A 17950-nucleotide genomic window follows, 5' to 3' on the forward strand; every position below is an offset into this window, starting at 1 on the left:
TGCCTGCTTGACGGAGCGATCGCCTGCTTGACGGTACGATCGCTACACCAACTCTTTTAAGATACAAGGGGTGGGTTCCGCTACCGCACCTCAAAAAAATTGTGGCTGAGATCGGGAACTGCTAGGACAAAATTATTACTTGACAAAAATTACGCTAACTGCAGATAATAGCAAACCCTAGAATTAAACTTAAACGTTTGACAGATATCACTGCTAAGGTGTGATGTCAATTATCAGCAAATTTACGGACTTCTGCATTAGATTGTGACCAAAACTCAACCTTTATCCGGGTATACACTGCCAGTATTTGCCTGTGCGGCCGCACAGGCAGCTTTGCGGTGCTTGCGTGAGGGTGTTCACTCTCTAGATAGCGTATCAGTAAATTTACTGGAACCGCCAATAACGGTAGAAATTCCGATCGAACAAGCGTCTGTACTCAAAACTAATACCGCTTTAGGAGTAACTCGCTCCGATCCGGGGGACAATCTCGATCTGACTCGCAATACCCCCGTTTGGGCAATGGTGGAATTGGGGAATTGGGAAGAGGGACTGAAGGGGAGAGAGGGAGAGAATCAGGGAGAGGAAGAGCAGATTGTAATTCTCGGCGGTGAAGGTATAGGGCGTCACACAGTCGGTGGAGGGGCGGCGATCTATGATTACGCAATGCGGCTGCTGCGATCGAATCTGAGCCTAGAACTCGCACGGGGAGAAAAAATTACTGTCACACTGATTCTGCCGTCTGGGCGACAACTAGCCACCCGCACTTCTAACGAAGCTTTCGGCGTGGTAGAAGGACTTTCGCTGCTGGGTACAACGGGCATTTCTCAACCACTGAGTGCCCCTGGACAGTTGGAACTTTACCGCGAACAACTGCAACAAAAAGCCGAACTGTTTGACTGTTTGGTTTTCTGCATCGGCGAAAACGGCTTGGATTTGGCGCGACAACTGGGGATTAATCCTGATAGGCTCGTCAAAACCGCTAACTGGCTCGGCCCGCTGCTGGTAGAGGCCGGATATCAGGGCGTGCAGTCAATTTTGCTGTTTGGCTATCACGGGAAGCTGATGAAATTGGCTGCGGGAATTTTTCACACTCACCACCACTTGGCGGACGGGCGCAGGGAAATTCTCACAGCTTACTGTGCTAAAGCTGGAATGCCGGCCGATGCGTGTTCCGCAATTTTTGCCGCAGCGACAGCCGAAGAGGCTCTCGGGCAACTGCGGGCTTTAGACGCTGAGTTTGGGAGCAATTGGGTCGATCGAATTTACGGCGACATCGCCCGACAAATAGACTTGCGATCCTCGGATTGCATTTTTACTCACACCAACCGAAGAATCCCCGTGGGATCGGTAATGTTCGGGCGTGATCGCAAAATTATTGTTAAAAGTGAAATAGGAGATACATTTTTGACCCAAATTTGTTAATGTAGTGTGAATACCCCTGAATTCTGTTTAAAACATCGGTCAGGGAGAATATTTAACAAGTAATAATTCTCTGTCCCTAGACCTTAATTATACTAGGTTGCTTCAGGAAGTTATTTCTGAAGCAAGAATTCAATTAATTAGGGTAAGGAGCGAAGTAAATTTATGCTTGCCTTGTACCCGATTAATAGACTAACATCGCTGACTGCAATCTAGTATAAATAAGATTTATTCCTAGCAGCCAATGGTTCCTCGCCTTCCTTAGAATTGTACTGAGACCGCGACAGATACGTCCGCTACTTTTTGCCCAATTATCACTTAGCACTTACGCAATAACCGTGACTACTAAAATAGAAACTGAATCCGTTCTCACAAACTCTTTAATGCAGCAGATTGATCGCCAGATCATCGTGATTCTCGACTTCGGTTCGCAATATTCCGAACTGATTGCTCGTCGAATTCGCGAAACTCAAGTATATTCAGAAGTTATTTCTTACCGGACTACTGCTGAACAGTTAAAAGCTATCAATCCTAAAGGAATTATTCTTTCAGGAGGCCCGAGTTCTGTATACGATGAAAGAGCTCCCCACTGCGACCCAGAAATTTGGAATTTGGGAATACCGGTGTTGGGAGTGTGTTACGGGATGCAGTTGATGGTAAAGCAACTCGGAGGAAAGGTTGAACGGGCTAAGTTAGCCGAATACGGCAAGGCATCGCTATTTATTGACGATCCTACAGATTTGCTGACAAATGTCGAAGAAGGCAGCACGATGTGGATGAGCCACGGAGACTCCTGTTCCGAGTTGCCGTCGGGTTTTGAGATCCTCGCTCACACGGACAATACTCCGTGTGCTGCTGTTGCTAACCACGAGAAAAATTTGTACGGGGTTCAGTTTCACCCAGAAGTAGTTCACTCGATCGGGGGAATAGCTTTAATTCGCAATTTTGTTTACCACATTTGCGAGTGCGAACCGACTTGGACGACTGCTACTTTTGTGGAGGAATCGATTCGCGAAATTCGCGCGCAAGTGGGAGATAAACGAGTTTTGCTGGCTCTATCGGGCGGTGTAGATTCTTCTACTTTGGCTTTCTTGCTGCATAAGGCGATCGGCGACCAACTTACCTGTATGTTTATCGACCAAGGGTTTATGCGGAAGTATGAACCAGAACGGTTGGTAAAATTATTTAAAGAGCAATTCCACATTGACGTTGAATATGTTAATGCTCGCGAACGCTTTTTAGCTCAACTTGAAGGGATTACCGATCCTGAAGTAAAACGCAAGCGGATCGGTCACGAATTTATCAACGTATTTGAAGAAGAATCGAAGCGTCTAGGCCCCTTTGACTACCTCGCACAAGGTACTCTTTATCCTGATGTGATTGAGTCGGCTGACACTAATGCAGACCCGAAAAGCGGCGAACGAGTTGCTGTTAAAATTAAAAGCCACCACAACGTCGGCGGTTTGCCGAAAGATTTGCGATTTAAGCTGATTGAACCGCTGCGAAAACTGTTTAAGGATGAGGTGCGAAAAGTCGGCCGGTCGATCGGGCTTCCCGAAGAAATCGTGAACCGACAACCTTTCCCCGGCCCGGGATTGGCGATTCGGATTATAGGAGAAGTTACCGCAGAGAGACTCAATATTTTGCGGGATGCTGACTTCATTGTTCGCCAAGAAATTAACCGGCACGGATTGTACGGTGAACTTTGGCAAGCTTTTGCAGTTTTGCTGCCGATTCGCAGTGTAGGCGTGATGGGCGATCAGCGCACTTATGCTTACCCGATCGTTCTGCGATTTATTAAGAGTGAAGACGGGATGACGGCTGACTGGGCGCGGGTTCCTTATGATTTGTTGGAACTGATCTCGAACCGGATTGTGAATGAGGTTAAGGGGGTGAACCGGGTGGTTTACGATATTACTTCTAAGCCACCGGGAACGATCGAGTGGGAGTGATTTGTAGTTAGCGATTAAGTAGGCGGACTATTTTTTTGTCTGTCTACTTATTTTGATTTTTGATAACAGGGGGATTCCCTACGGGATAGCTACGCTTCACCGACTTTAGGAGATGGGGGAGTGGGAAGGGCGATCGCTTTTATAGAACCCATTTGACATTTTTTACTGTATTGAAGTAAAGTGACTGCAAAATTCGTATCCAGCAGTGATGCCATACTCTACCATTCTCACAGACGAAGAGTGGATCATCTTCAAATGCTTGTTTTTTTTGGTTGTGACAAGGTAGGGGAAGAGAACGGGCAAATGCTTGGATAGAGACGTGCAAAATCCTCGTCAGTAATTTTGAGAGAACTCTGGTTGATGCGAGTGCCAAGGTTAATCTTTGTTTTATTACAAGACTTTGGACAGTTTTTGATAAAAACGTAAAATATGGCTTTCAAAACGATTCGGCAATCGAACTACCAAGGAAAAATCAAGGGTTTCAGACTATAAACTAAAAACTCTCCGGACTATTGTTATGAGACTGATGCGGATAAGGCTTGCAGCAGCTTAAATCTCAAATGGGTTCTATAAACGTTCGCCAGTTGAGCTACGATCGCACTTTTTAACGTGCTTAGCTTAAACTCCACTCATGTTTTTTGAGAAAAAAGTTTTATTATAATTTAAGCGCGCCCAGCAAAAAAAGATTTTAGGGAGAAGTCTAATGATGATAACAAGAATAACTCAAAGATATCAACAGCAACTGTTGACTTATACTTGGGTGGTATCTTTAGGCTTTTTACTGTTCTCACCTGCTGCTACAGGACAGCAAATTACTCCGTCTCCCGATGGCACCGGAACTGCTGTTAATGCCTCCGGCAATCAATTTAACATCAACGGGGGACAGCTCTCAAAAGACGGCACTAATCTCTTTCATAGCTTTCAGCAGTTTGGACTCAAAGACGGTCAAATTGTTAATTTTATTTCTGATCCGAACATCCGCAATATTTTAGGGCGAGTTGTGGGTGGCGATGCTTCTTATATTAACGGTTTAATTCAAGTAATAGGCGGTAATTCTAACTTATTTTTGATGAATCCAGCGGGGATTGTTTTTGGTTCCAACGCTCAACTGAACGTGCCTGGTTCATTCTTGGCAACGACAGCAACCGGAATCGGATTTGGCAACAATTGGTTTCAGGCAGTTGGCGTTAATGAATACGCTATGCTGATAGGAACGCCAAGCACTTTAAATTTTGGTACAGCTCAGCCAGGGGCGATCGCAAATTTCGGTCAACTGAGCGTACCTAACGGGCAAACCCTAGCTTTAATAGGCGGAACAGTTTTCAGCCCCGGTACTTTGTCAGCACCGTCTGGACAAATTGCGATCGCATCGGTGCCCGGAGAAAACTTAGTCCGCATTTCTCAAGCAGGGCATCTGCTGAGTTTAGAAATTTCCCCCTCTTCTAATCTAGGTTCTCCTTCTGTGCCGTTGAATCCCCTCACCCTGTCCCAACTGCTGACAGGAGGTAGCAGCAACGCTACAGGCGTTACAGTTAACAGCGACGGCAGCGTACAGCTAACGAATTCAGACTTGCGGGTAGAAGCGGGCGATGTGGCAATTGCCGACACTCAGGCAACAGGTGCGAACCAAAATTTAGCAGTGTCTGCTCAAACGGCTACTGTGTCAGCCGCGCGTAACCTAACCCTAGTAAACAGGCAATTACAGACAGCAGGTGACTTGAAATTGCAAGCGGGGGAAGCTGTCCGCATTCGCGACAGCGTGGCTAACTCTTTTGTTACTGATGTGGGTGGAAACCTAACCGTGCAGGGCGATCGCCAAATAGACATCCAGACGCGCAATCACTCCCAAAGCTTACTGAGTGCTGGCGGCCGCATCACACTTACCAGTAACGGTACTGTATCCGGTGATGCCCTCTTCAAAGCTGGCAGCGATTTCTCAATTGGCACACTTCAAGGTAGCCCCGGCAACTTCGCAAGTTCAGGCGGTTCTACGATCGTCTCAGGCGGAAACGTCTTTTTTGGTAATTACGCAGGCGGTTCTCTGGAAGTGCAAGCAAAAGGCACGATCGCATCCGGTGATCTCGCTATCAGTTCCGCATCTAGCGATCGACCGCAGTTGGTGTTTACGGCTGGCAACGTACCCACTGGCCTCACTGCAAACAGCACTCTAGCACCCGCCAGTTCTTCACCTGCCAGCATTCAAGTTGGCAATATCGCGATCGCAGGTTCAGTTTTTTTAGGCGCTGCAAACAGCATTCAAGCAGCATCCATTACTTCAAATGGCGGAGATCTGGCGCTGGTAGCGTCCGGGGACATCACAGCGGAAAACCTGGATACTTCGACTTTAACGGGCAATGCCGGCAATATGACCCTCTACAGCACGGGGGGAAGCATCAATACGAGCACCAGCACCTTGAACGCTTCCTCGATAATCGGTAACGGTGGGTCAATTTTCCTATATGGGACAAACGCGATCGCCGCCGGTGGAATTACAACCTCTAGCTTCCTTGGAAACGGAGGCAGCGTCACCCTTTATTCAGAAGGCAAAATCAGTACGGGCAACATCAACACTAGCGGAATCAAGGCAGGTGAGATCAGCTTCCTTAGCAATCCACCAAATTTTCCGGTGGAGGTGGCTCCCGCGCTGCCACCAGAACCACCAGCGGTCATACCTTCCCCGGTGCCAGCACCATCACCTGTCCCGCAGCCACCAGAACCACCACCGCTCATCGTCCCGCCGTCACCAGAACCACCAGCGATCGTATCTCCCCTACCGTCACCAGCAGCACCAGCAGCAGCGCCATCGCTGCCACCAGAACCACCAGGGGTCATAGCTTCCCCGGTGCCACCAAAATCACCAGCACCATCTGCCATTCAGCTCCCTGAACTCGCACCTCTAAACAATGGCTTAGTAAGCCTGACACCGAGTGCCATTCAGTGCTTAACTGAGGAACAATTATTGGAGCAGCAGGCAGGAGTGACCCTCCAAACTGCGCCGAAAGACTACAGCAAAGCGATCGCCTGCTACCAGCAGAATTTAGAGCTGGCGAGACTCTCCCGCGATGACGCTAGGGAAGGCTATGCGCTCAACAATCTAGGCGCAACTTACTACGCAATCGGAGATTATGAAAAAGCAATTTCTTATCAGCAGCAGCGCTTAGCACAAGCTGAATCCAGGGCCGATTTATTGGGAAAGGGACAAGCTTTTATTGGTTTGGGAGCTGCTTACGGCGCGATTGGCAATTATAAAAAAGCAATTGAATACTACGAGCAAAGTTTGGAAGTAGCGCACTCCCTAAAATCCCTTGATTTAGAAGCGAGTATCCTAAGAAATTTGGGATTAGTTTACTATGCCCAAAAAGAGTATACAAGGGCAGTAGAATATCAAGAGCAAAGTTTAGCGATCGCTAAACAGCAGCGCGATCGCCGAGGCGAAGCCCTTGCTTTGAGTAATTTAGGATTAGTACACTATTCCCTGACTAATTATGCCCAAGCAATTGATGAGCAGAAACAAAGTTTAGCGATCGCCTTAGAACTGCGCGATCGTTTCGTTCAAGGTCGCGCTTTAGAAAATTTAGGAATTGCTTACTATGCTGTCAAAAATTATCCTCAAGCGATTGAGTCTTACCAACAGAGTTTAGCCATTGCCAGAGAACTGAGCGATCGCCACGCCCAAGGTCGAGTACTCAGCAATTTAGGTGACGCTTTATACAAAGCAAAGCAACCAGCAGAAGCTATCAAAGCTTTATTTTCAACCATTGAAATTTGGGAATCTCTGCGGTCAAATTTAAAAAATAACGACCTCCATTTAATTTCAATGTTTGAAACCCAAGAAACAAGTTATAGTATGTTACAAGAAGTGCTTGCCCATCAAAATCAGCATAACGAAGCGCTAGAAATAGCAGAGCGTGGACGGGCGCAAGCTTTTGTTAGATTATTGACCAGCCGTTTTTCTTCCCAGTCAGCACAGGCTACCCTAAAGTCATCGGAAAATCAAATAAAACCGCTCGACATCCAGGAAATCAAACAAATTGCTAAAGAACACAATTCGACTTTAGTTTCTTACTCGCTTATCAAAGAAGATGTAGAAGCTGATGGTCAAAGAAAGCTGCAAGATTCAGAACTTTATATCTGGGTGATACAGCCGACCGGAAAAATTGACTTTCGTCGCATCAGTTTGAAAGGTTTGGTTGAGGAAAAAACTTCATTAAAAGCCTTGATTACTGAAGGTCGTTGCTTCATTCCCAGTTGCCTGCGAAACAAGCAGCGCTCCAAACCAGCTACAAATCCAACCCGAACCCTACCTATTATTGAGCAACGATTTTTAGATTCGTCATTGCAAGAGCTTTATCAACTACTGATAGAACCAATTGCTGACCTTCTACCTCAAGATCCAGCGTCGCGAATTACTTTTATTCCTCATGAATCTTTGTTCTTAGTTCCCTTTGCCGCGTTGCAAGATACTTCGGGAAATTACTTGATAGAACAACATACTATTTTAACAGCGCCTTCAATTCAAGTGCTGTCTTTAACCAAGAAACAGCAACAGCTTGCTTCAGGAAAAGGTGCGCTAGTCGTTGGGAATCCTACCATGCCAAGTGTTGCCTTTACGACGAACCAACCTCCTCAACAACTGTCATCACTCCCACACTCTGAAGCCGAAGCGATCGCGATCGCTCAGCTTTTAAATGCTGAACCGCTTACAGGCGACAAAGCGACAAAAGTAGCAGTTTTACAGCAAATAGAGCGATCGCGCATAGTGCATTTAGCAACTCACGGCATCCTGGATGACGTAGAGGAATTGGGGGTACCTGGAGTCATCGCACTTGCCCCAAGCAAGGATGACAGTGGTTTACTCACTGCTAGCGAAATTTTCAATTTGAGATTAAATGCCGAACTCGTCGTTTTGAGTGCTTGTAATACGGGTCGCGGTCGTATTACAGGTGATGGCATCATTGGTTTATCACGCTCGTTTATTGCAGCCGGCGTTCCGAGTGTTGTAGTTTCTCTGTGGTCAGTATCTGACGAATCAACAGCCGAGTTGATGGCGGAATTTTATCGACAGATGCAGCTAACCCCTGATATTGCCCAAGCGCTGCGGAAGGCCATGCTGGTGACATTGGTCAAACATCCTAATCCTGTAGATTGGGCCGCTTTTACCCTCATTGGCGAAGCTGAGAAACGTTAACCCGGAAAAGCTGATTTCCTGTCGTCAAGAGGTAGTTCTTCCTATGAAGGTCTGAAACTTTTGCACAGCAGGAAGTTCAGACTCGTGTAAGACGAAAATTATCACGGTGTGAGACTCCAAGGGCGGAAGGTGGGTTGTAGTTGTTCCACCGCTGCATTGGTTTCAATGTAGTGACTTCGATCACTGGTAACACGGACTTGGTTCACTCAATATTTTCAGTATTATCACGGAAAAAAACCAGCACCATCACTTGCTCTTAGGAGAAACCACGAGATGATTAAGGTGTCGAGTTCAAAACAATCCCATGTTTCAAGTTAATCTTCTCCCCGGCGCTATCAACGAATTAATTGCCACTGTCACCGATACTCACCGCGTTACCAAAGCTGACCGCTACGGCATGATGGCCGCTATCCTGGATGAGTCCATCAGTGAAGAAGAACGTGGCTCACTTGATCGTCTGATTCGCTCCCTGGTCAAAGGTAGGATTCAAGTCAGTGATGAACTCTCCATCGTCTCGTAAGCAGAAAGCTCGTTGAGAACTCGACACTCTACAACCGCTTTCGATTGGGAAAGTTTAGACCAGTCACTGATATTGCGATCGCCGCCTACCAGGATAGCTTTTTGTATAATGCACTTTTGACATAAACGATTAGCGTTCCCAACTTTATAAACATTATGACGGATACCATCCAGCATCTCATTGAGCCACACATTCAAGATTTGGGTGGGTTCCAAGCCCGTCGCTTGCTTCCCTCAGACGTTCTAGCACTGGTAGGCCCGTTCATCTTTTTTGACCATCTGGGCCCTGCGGTGTTTCCACCCGGTCGGGGCGTGGATGTCAGACCGCATCCGCACATCAACTTAGCAACCGTCACCTACCTGTTTGAAGGTGTTTTGCTGCATCGTGATAGTGTGGGCAGCGTTCAAGAAATCCGTCCCGGTGCGGTGAACTGGATGACGGCAGGGCGAGGCATTGTCCACTCTGAACGCACCCCTGACGACGATCGCAGCAAAGAAGCCATTCTGCATGGCATTCAAACCTGGATAGCACTTCCCGATGAATACGAAGAAACCGACCCCTGGTTTCGGCATCATCCGGCTTCTGAGTTGCCTGTTTGGGAGGATGCAGGAGTTTCATTCACCCTAATTGCGGGTGAGGCCTATGGTCGCACTTCCCCAGTTCAAATATTTTCACCCATGATTTATCTGGACGTGGAACTGACTGCTGGAAGAGAATTTACCTTACCGGGCGATTACAGCGAACAGGCGGTTTACAGCGTAACAGAGGGGCTTATGATCGATGGAGTGCCTCTGGAACAACATCGGTTGGCAGTTCTCACTTCCGGCACTGAAGTAAACATTTCTGCTTCTGGCAACGCTCGTTGTATTGTGATTGGCGGTGAACCTGTTGGTGAGCGGCATAAGTGGTGGAATTTTGTTTCGAGTCGGCACTCGCGCATTGAGCAAGCCAAACTCGATTGGAGAGAGGGACGGTTTGCTCAAGTTCCTCAAGAGACAGAATTTATCCCGCTGCCAGAAGAGCCACCTTCTCAAGCAGAGCAACCGTTGTAAATAACCGCAGCGATTTAAATTAAAAAACAGTTTTTTGATTCAGAATTCGTCTTTTTCACCTGACGGGGTTGTCACCCCGTCAGATTGGTGGATTGACAGCCGGGACAAATCATAAATTTTTTTACTTGATTAGAGCTTTTGTTTATACCATAAATATGCAACGCTCATTAAGTAGGTGAGAATATTGTAGGGATGATTGATTGATTGGCCCTACAAGTTTAGGATGGTAATTATATCAAGTCTGAGCGATCGATCGCAATACCTGAGACTCTGGAGGCTTGACTAATAGTTGCACCAGGCATCCCAGTTCCGGGTGAACCCGTCCCTAAAGGATTGGAATGCTTTCGTAACTATCGGCCTATATTCCGCTTCATTTGATCGAGTTCTTCGTCTGCTTCCCAGCGTTGAAACTTTTCTTCTAAAGGATCGGCCGCATTAAAACTATTATAATTTGAACTCTGATTCCAACCCTTTGTATCCCAATTTGGCTCTGTTTTAGTGGTAGTTCGAGTTGCAGCTTCTGCCGCTTTTGCTCGGACTTCTTTTCGCCGTACTTGAATTTGGCGGTACAGTTCTTTTGCTTTTTCAATCCGTTCTTTGCAGCCTTGCATTTGACCCCAGCGCTGATTTCCCTGACGCAGCAAAGCGGCTTGCCGCTCTTGGGCGGCTTGAGCTAAATCGAGCCTTTGAGCAGCTTTAGCTTTGTTGATGCGATCGTTCCAGCGCTGAATTTCTTGAGCTGCGGAGAGAATTTCGGCTTGCAGTTTTTTCTCTTGTTTTTGGATATCGAGAATCAGCCGCAGAGTGTCTTCTTCTTGTTCCTTCAGTTGTTCTTCTATTGCCTGCAATTCCAGATGGGGATTGCTACGCAAAAATTCTTCTAATCGGGTTTCTAGAAAGCGGCTGAAATCATCAAATAAGCCCATTTTTTATAATTCCTCAGTCATTAGTCATTAGTCATTAGTCATTAGTCATTAGTCATTAGTCATTAGTCATTAGTTATTAGTCATTAGTTATTAGTTATTAGTCATTGGTTCTTAGTCACTGGAGATCGATTATCTATCCTGAGTTGTTAGTTATAGCAGAAGAAAGTTCGGTAACGAATTGGGAAGCGATTTAACGGATAGAAGGAATAAGCAATAAGAGCAATGGTTTCAGCAATTAAGAACGTCTTGGCGGTTCCTATATTCTAACTGTTGTCACTGCTCGTGAGGTACAGCCCGATCGCTGCCCATTACCAATTACCGATGACCTAAGTCATAACTAATGACTGATGACTAATGACTCATAACTGATGACTAATTAGAACTTTTGGCCGACAAAAACCGATCGCACATCTCCTCCCTTGCGGATAACGGCTTCTTGATTTTTGATTTCTGCCAGCGTCCAACCGCTAGCGCCAATGCTTTCGCCGACATAAATTCTGCGGGCTACGCCGTCTACTTCAAACAAAGCAGCCGATCGATCGCCCAACTCCAAAATCCCTACCAACGTGTGCGCGGAAGTTGGGGCGCTGCTGACGGCTGGTGCCGATTGCTCCGGCGCGGGCGCAGATTGCTGGGCTGGGGGCGCTGGTGCCGGTTCGGTTTCGCGAGCCAAAATCTTTGGCTGGGGAGACTCCGAGGAAGGGGAAGCAGCGAGGGGATCTCGATTGCCCGCAGCGGCGATCGCACGACCGGAGGCTGGAGCCGCCGGCGAGGGAGAAACTGCGCTGGTTTGAGGAGCAGCCGGAGCAGCAGCTACCGGAGCAGCCGGAGCCACAGTCACCTGAGCGGGGGGAGGGATGACTACCACTTGGGGTGCTGGTGCTCCCGGCTGAGCGGCAGCTTGTTCGAGGGCATTAGCAATGCGGTTGACTGCTGTGGAAAGACCTGCCGTTGCCGGGGGCGCGCCGGAAATTGGAATGCTCGGCAGCGTCCCTGGGGTGGGGGCTCCGGGAACTCCTGCAAGTTGGGGGTTAGCTGGGGGTGCTTTTTTTTGTTCGATCGCTTCTAGCGAGCGCTGCACGTATTCCACAAACGGGGTATCTGGTGCTGTTTTGCCACTTGCTGCGGGTGTCTCTGGTGCGGGGGCGGCGGGTAAGCGCACGAGTCCCGATCTGCTTGCGAGCCATAACCCCATGACTAGCAGCAGCGACCCAAATGCTGCTCCCAGCAGCATTCTGTCGAATGATTGTTTGGACTGCTGTTTTTTGGCTGTTTCTAGGGCGACTTGGCGGGCGATCGCTTCTACGTCTTTTTCGTCCCGCTGCGGCTGGGGGGGTGCCAACTGCGACAAAACTATTTGAGGTACTGAGATCGACTTGAGCGCCACGAATTCTGGCTGCACGGGCTCGGATGGCAGTCCGCCGCTACCGTCGAATGCTCGATCGACTCCTTCAAACAGTTCGTCCATCAACTGATCGGCGTAGGACTCTACTGCCACTGCTTCGGCTGGCACTGTTTCCACCGTCGCCCTCACGGCGATCGGCTCTGACGCTGATTCCAAAGACATCTGTTTGGCGATTACTTTTTGAGGCATAGTTTTCTGTTTGCTCCCGCTCCTCGACAACCCTGAGATTCTCAACTTCAGACTTCTACAGGATACTTGTGATGTTGACCAATTCTTGGCTCAGAACAGGTCAATTGTATCTCACTCATCACCATATTTTTAGTCCTCGGCAAACTTACTTTGCCCGATCGACTTTTGTTTTACCTGTTTTGGGCTTTTTCGCCCCTGTTTTCTGCTGTCAGTCTTATTTGCTTACCCTGACTTTTAGTGCATATTCTACTGCTTTTGTCAACCCCACCCTCCGGGGCTTCGCAGTTTTTGACACACAACTTTACTTCAGGCGATCGCAAAAAAAGCGGGTTTTTTGCCGCTGTTTCCGATCTCATTGCAGCTTTGACAAGGATTTCAGACTTTTACCCGTCTTAAGTTTGTTGGTCAGTTTGCTTGACAGTAGTAACAGGTGACTTATTTTATAACTTTAATACTACGTAGCTTCATCACACTTAGGTAATAAATTGTCAAAGGTTGCCAAACCGTCGGCTAAATAAGAATTATTCCTAATATTTTTTTGCCAGACTATTTGTAATATGAAAATAAAAAACTCTTGAAATTTGTCAATATATATTCGTTTCAGCATGGGATTTTTGCGACCATAATTCCTGTAGCTCCTGCCATTGTTAGCAGGAGCTACACACAGATTCGGACAACCCAAATTAACCAACCCGTTCGGCTAACTCCAACCAGCGCTCAGTCGCATGATCGATCTGCTGCGTCAACTGAGCTAAACGATCCGATAACTTCTTTACCTCCGCAAACCCGCTCGGAGCATTGTTAGACAACCTCTTCTCAATCTCTTGTTTCTCAGCTTCCATCTTCGGGATTTGACTTTCTAATTGTTCGTATTCCCGCTTCTCATTGAAGGAAACTTTGGGAGTTTTTTGAGGAAAATTTGTGGATTTTGAATTGTTAGATTCAACAGTGCGCGTAACTTTTTCTTTTTCTTTTTGCCCTTTGATTTCCTTGGCTTCTTCGGCTTTCTTGTAGTCTAAATACACCGAATAATTGCCGGGATACAAACGCAAATTACCGCCCGGTTCCAAGGCGAAAACCATGTCGATAGTGCGATCGAGAAAATAGCGATCGTGGGACACCACAATCACGCAGCCGTTAAAATCTTCGAGATAATCCTCCAAAACCGCCAATGTCTGCACGTCTAAGTCGTTTGTCGGTTCGTCCAAAATCAGCACGTTTGGCGCACTCATCAGCACTTTTAACAGAAATAACCGGCGCTTTTCCCCGCCAGAAAGTTTGTTAATCGGTGCATACTGTTGGTTCGGTGGAAACAGAAACTTTTCCAACATTTGAGAAGCGGTAATGATTTCCCCGTCCGCCGTTTGCACCAATTCCGCCACACTTTTCAAGTATTCAATAACTCGCTGGTCTTCGTTGGGCGTCAAATCCTCTGAATGCTGGTCAAAATAACCGATATGAATGGTTGTGCCAATTTCGACTGTACCCGAATCCGGCTGAATGCGTCCGGTGATGATATCCATCAGCGTCGATTTTCCCGCACCGTTGCAGCCAATAATTCCAATCCGGTCTTCGGGAGTGAAATTGTAGGTAAAATCTTTAATTAAAGTGCGATCGCCGTAAGCTTTACAGATATTCAATAACTCAATCACTTTCTTACCAATCCGGCGGCCTGCTGTGGCAATTTCGACTTTGCCGTTGGCTGTTTTGAAATCCTGGGCTCGCATATCTTTAATGCGATCGATCCGAGCTTTTTGCTTGGTACTCCGCGCCTTCGGCCCGCGTTTGAGCCATTCCAATTCGCGCCGCAATACACCCGCGTGTTTGCGAACAGTGCTGGCGGCGGATTCTTCAGCTAGGGCTTTTTTCTCCAAGTAATAAGCGTAATTGCCAGCATAATTGTAAAGGTCGCCGCGATCGATCTCCAGGATGCGATTAGTAACGCGATCGAGAAAATAGCGATCGTGCGTAATCAGCAGCAAAGCACCGCGATAGCCGTTCAAATAGTTCTGCAACCACTCCACAGACAGCGCATCCAAGTGGTTTGTGGGTTCATCCATCAGCAACACATCGGGCTCAGACAACAAGGCCGTTGCTAAGGCAATTCGCTTGCGGTAGCCGCCGGACAAGTCGGCAATTTTCGCATCAAAATCCTCAATCCCCAACTTGGTCAAAATCAATTTCGCCTTGGTTTCCAAATCCCACGCATCCACCTCATCGATGCGTTCAGACACCGCAGACAGACGCGCCATCAACTTGTCTGTATCGCCTTTGCCGTGGGACAATTGATCGGAAATTTCCTCGTATTCGCGCACTAAAGCCATTTGTTCGCCACTGTCGGCAAATACTTGCTCTAAGACAGTGTGATTTTCGTCTAAATCGGGCTGTTGGGGGAGATAGACAATTGTAGACCCTGGATTGACCCAGCGATCGCCAGAGTCGATCGACTCCAAGCCTGCAATCATTTTCAGCAGGGTTGATTTGCCGGAACCGTTAGTGCCGATGAGTCCGACTTTATCGCCTTCATCGAGGCTGAAACTGGCATCTGTCAAGAGTTCCTTGATGCCGAAGTCTTTTTTGATCGATCGCAGAGTAAAAATAGTCATCTGTATAGAAAGTCATTTACCTGACTTAGTTTAACGCTGACCTTCCCACTCCGGCACAAACAAGATTATTGAGGGAATCCCCAAACAAACTTTGTACCAAGGCTACAGACTTTTTATCTGTTCGCAGTAAGCTAGTCAATACAGCTCTTTGTTGTCGGGCCTGGGCTGTGCTTGAGCCGGAATGCGCCACGAACCGGGCGATATAGAAAACGAGACACGCCTCCGAGAAAGAGCAATCGCCAGCGGGACTCGGCCTACAAAAGATTTTTGCCTTAAATTTTTGCCCAAAAATGTTATCCTGTCTCGCGCCTTTAAAAAGCATCTTTCAGCGTGCGTGCGACGGGCGCGTCCAATCCTCTCCCCGGTTGCCATAACAGGTAAATTATATTTAGTTGAGCTGACTGCCGTTGCGGTACCATTTATTTTGAGGTAGAGTGGTTTGAAGACAAGGCGTCTAATTCAAAACTATTAGAATAATTCGAAGGAAAAAGCTGTGCCGATAAATGTTCTCTCTCTTCCATACCCTGTGACATTTGTGGTTCGGTATCCTGAACTTTGGCCTGAGCTATTTCAACCGTCTGAAACATCAATACCCGATCCCAAATCCTTACATAGTCGCATTCAAACTAACGAAGACTGTTGGATTATCCTTACCTATTTGTATCTGAAACGAAAGCACCTCAATGTCTCAATTTCCGACAGGTTTATTCCTGGAGAAATTTGTGTTGTTAGTTCCCTTGATTTGGGAATTAAGGATCGGACTTTTAACTCCTTTGTTGTAGGTTGTCGTAGTGATGGTCCTCAAACTCCTCTTTGCAATATCACGGTTGTGCAAAATAAAGTCTGTATCGATTCAAAAACCGATATATTAATCCCTCACTGGCCCCAACCTGGTCTTATACCGAGGCTTAAAGAACGAGGCAGTACAATTGAAAATATTGTTTTCAAAGGTGACGAAATTAATCTTTATGAAGCGTTTCGTTCTCCTGAATTTAAGCAACGACTAGAAAAACTGGGTGTCAAACTCAAAATTAATGGCTTACCTCAAAATGGATCTGTAATGTGGCATGATTACAGCACCGATGATTTAGTTTTAGCTGTGCGGGATATCACAGAAAAAGATGCCTTAGTCAAACCAGCTAGTAAACTGGTTAATGCTTGGATAGCGGGAGTACCAGCTTTACTCGGGCCTGAGCCAGCCTTCGGCGAACAGAGACAGTCAGACCTAGATTATATCGAAGTGACAACACCTCAAGCAGTATTTGAGGCAGTTAAACTACTTAAGTCACAGCCTGAACTGTATCAAAGAATGGTAGCAAACGGACACAAACGCGCTGAAGATTTCACCACAGAAAAAATGATTCAGCGATGGTATGAATTCCTTGCAGGCCCTGTAGCCGATGGGTACAAGCGCTGGAGCAAAAGAACCCAGGTTAGCCGCATGGCAGAGTTTTCTCTCAGGAGCATTCAGCATAAAATAGCTTATAGAAAAGCGACTTACAACCGCCTGCACGGGTATCGTCCGATATCGGGTACACATACTTAATTCTGTTACAGCGTAGCAATTGCCGATCGACTATGCCGTTATCCTGCGTACTGTACAAAAGCATGGTTGTTTAATTCGATCGCTCCGACTCTCGGTGTCATGCCCGTAAATAGCCGAAACTCTGTGCTGCAAATGGCTGTGGCTGTTGAACCCACACCAATACGGCAATGTCCATAATCGCTCGCTCTTTTTATTTCAACAACTGCTTCTCACGTTTTACCCGTTGGGCAATCGGGTATTGATAAGAAGTCGTGCCGATCGACTGCTTAAACATATCGGCGAAAAGTCCGTTAAGGTTATCTGTTTTCAGCCGAGATTAGGCAAGCAAAATCGTTAGCTTGGTTGGTAAGTGCCAGCGATCACCGATCGGTATAACACTTCACTGCAACCGACCTTATGCTAAGTTATTTTTGGAATTAGGAGCGATCGGCCGCGCCAGCAAAAAAGGAGGAGCTACAAAAATGGGTAAAGGCAGGTTAGAAGCATTCAGCGATGGTGTAATCGCCATTCTCATCACCATTATGGTGCTGGAATTGAAAGTGCCCCATGAAACTGATTTAGCTGCGCTGCGTCCGCTAGTTCCCGTATTTCTGAGCTATGTACTCAGTTTTATTTATCTGGGTATCTACTGGAACAACCATCATCACTTGTTACAAGCGGCTCGGCACGTCAATGGTAATGTGTTGTGGGCGAATCTCCATCTGCTGTTCTGGTTGTCACTCATTCCGTTTGTCACTGCCTGGACAGGCGAGAATCACTTCGCTGCGTGGCCAGTTGCGCTTTATGGCACAGTGCTGTTGTTGGCTGCGATCGCTTACTTCATTCTTACTCGTGTCCTTATTTCTTACCACGGTAAAGATTCCACTCTGGCAATTGCACTTGGGCAAGACTTTAAGGGAAAGATATCAGTAGTGATTTATGCCGTAGCAATCCTGCTTTCCTTTGTGAACTCGTGGTTTGCTTTCATGCTGTATGTTTTAGTTGCAATCATGTGGCTTATCCCCGATCGGCGTATTGAGAAAACTCTGAATTCGTGAAGAATATTCCGCGAAAAGCCATCACCAGCCAGCTAAGTAGCTAGACAAAATTAATTACATAGTTTTCTCCAAATTCTTTCAGGATTTTTTCCACAGAGGTAACAAAAGTA

The 17950-nt window shown here is 46.9% G+C and carries 12 protein-coding genes; 7 read left to right on the top strand and 5 right to left on the bottom strand.

Annotation, left to right across the window (positions count from 1 at the left end):
• Nucleotides 1–264: 264 nt before the first annotated feature.
• Nucleotides 265–1422: a cobalt-precorrin-5B (C(1))-methyltransferase CbiD gene (gene cbiD, locus QUA24_RS24640; RefSeq protein WP_333232819.1), complete on the top strand. Its 1158-nt coding sequence runs from the start codon at nt 265–267 to the stop codon at nt 1420–1422.
• A gap of 335 nt (nt 1423–1757) precedes the next feature.
• Entirely contained in the window at nt 1758–3371 is a 1614-nt protein-coding gene (gene guaA, locus QUA24_RS24645; RefSeq protein ID WP_445242644.1) for a glutamine-hydrolyzing GMP synthase, read from the top strand.
• An 89-nt stretch (nt 3372–3460) separates the two neighbouring features.
• Here guaA and QUA24_RS24650 read toward each other — a convergent pair whose 3' ends face one another.
• Complete coding sequence (locus QUA24_RS24650; RefSeq protein ID WP_333213202.1) at nt 3461–3586, bottom strand: hypothetical protein; 126 nt, start codon at nt 3584–3586, stop codon at nt 3461–3463.
• Nucleotides 3587–4074: 488 nt separating this feature from the next.
• Between QUA24_RS24650 and QUA24_RS24655 the strand changes: the two genes are divergently transcribed.
• From QUA24_RS24655 to QUA24_RS24665, 3 genes are all read left to right on the top strand, one after another.
• On the top strand, nt 4075–8559 hold the full coding sequence (locus QUA24_RS24655; RefSeq protein WP_333232821.1) for a CHAT domain-containing protein: 4485 nt from the start codon (nt 4075–4077) through the stop codon (nt 8557–8559).
• A gap of 304 nt (nt 8560–8863) precedes the next feature.
• Complete coding sequence (locus QUA24_RS24660) at nt 8864–9079, top strand: hypothetical protein (protein ID WP_190659239.1); 216 nt, start codon at nt 8864–8866, stop codon at nt 9077–9079.
• Between the two features lie 155 nt (nt 9080–9234).
• The gene (locus QUA24_RS24665) at nt 9235–10131 is read left to right on the top strand and encodes a pirin family protein (protein ID WP_333232823.1); all 897 of its coding nucleotides are present in this window, start codon (nt 9235–9237) and stop codon (nt 10129–10131) included.
• A gap of 350 nt (nt 10132–10481) precedes the next feature.
• Here QUA24_RS24665 and QUA24_RS24670 read toward each other — a convergent pair whose 3' ends face one another.
• From QUA24_RS24670 to QUA24_RS24685, 4 genes are all read right to left on the bottom strand, one after another.
• Nucleotides 10482–11057, bottom strand: a complete 576-nt coding sequence (locus QUA24_RS24670) for a TIGR04376 family protein (protein WP_333167405.1) — start codon at nt 11055–11057, stop codon at nt 10482–10484.
• Between the two features lie 376 nt (nt 11058–11433).
• Nucleotides 11434–12651: a hypothetical protein gene (locus QUA24_RS24675; protein WP_333166933.1), complete on the bottom strand. Its 1218-nt coding sequence runs from the start codon at nt 12649–12651 to the stop codon at nt 11434–11436.
• A 454-nt stretch (nt 12652–13105) separates the two neighbouring features.
• On the bottom strand, nt 13106–13258 hold the full coding sequence (locus tag QUA24_RS24680) for a hypothetical protein (RefSeq protein WP_333232825.1): 153 nt from the start codon (nt 13256–13258) through the stop codon (nt 13106–13108).
• Nucleotides 13259–13334: 76 nt separating this feature from the next.
• Complete coding sequence (locus tag QUA24_RS24685; RefSeq protein ID WP_333232827.1) at nt 13335–15257, bottom strand: ATP-binding cassette domain-containing protein; 1923 nt, start codon at nt 15255–15257, stop codon at nt 13335–13337.
• 829 nt (nt 15258–16086) lie between these two features.
• Between QUA24_RS24685 and QUA24_RS24690 the strand changes: the two genes are divergently transcribed.
• On the top strand, nt 16087–16803 hold the full coding sequence (locus QUA24_RS24690) for a hypothetical protein (RefSeq protein ID WP_333232829.1): 717 nt from the start codon (nt 16087–16089) through the stop codon (nt 16801–16803).
• A gap of 338 nt (nt 16804–17141) precedes the next feature.
• Nucleotides 17142–17840 (top strand): TMEM175 family protein, encoded by a 699-nt coding sequence (locus QUA24_RS24695; protein WP_333232830.1) that lies wholly within the window; start codon nt 17142–17144, stop codon nt 17838–17840.
• Nucleotides 17841–17950: the final 110 nt, after the last annotated feature.

This window comes from Microcoleus sp. Pol12B5 (genome assembly GCF_036701335.1).
Taxonomy (GTDB): Bacteria; Cyanobacteriota; Cyanobacteriia; order Cyanobacteriales; family Microcoleaceae; genus Microcoleus.

Coding starts and splice junctions, on each gene's coding strand:
- QUA24_RS24670 (WP_333167405.1), bottom strand. CDS start 11,057: ATGGGCTTATTTGATGATTTCAGCCGCTTTCTAGAAACCCGATTAGAA.
- QUA24_RS24655 (WP_333232821.1), top strand. CDS start 4,075: ATGATGATAACAAGAATAACTCAAAGATATCAACAGCAACTGTTGACT.
- QUA24_RS24675 (WP_333166933.1), bottom strand. CDS start 12,651: ATGCCTCAAAAAGTAATCGCCAAACAGATGTCTTTGGAATCAGCGTCA.
- QUA24_RS24650 (WP_333213202.1), bottom strand. CDS start 3,586: ATGGCATCACTGCTGGATACGAATTTTGCAGTCACTTTACTTCAATAC.
- QUA24_RS24665 (WP_333232823.1), top strand. CDS start 9,235: ATGACGGATACCATCCAGCATCTCATTGAGCCACACATTCAAGATTTG.
- QUA24_RS24680 (WP_333232825.1), bottom strand. CDS start 13,258: ATGCTGAAACGAATATATATTGACAAATTTCAAGAGTTTTTTATTTTC.
- QUA24_RS24660 (WP_190659239.1), top strand. CDS start 8,864: ATGTTTCAAGTTAATCTTCTCCCCGGCGCTATCAACGAATTAATTGCC.
- QUA24_RS24685 (WP_333232827.1), bottom strand. CDS start 15,257: ATGACTATTTTTACTCTGCGATCGATCAAAAAAGACTTCGGCATCAAG.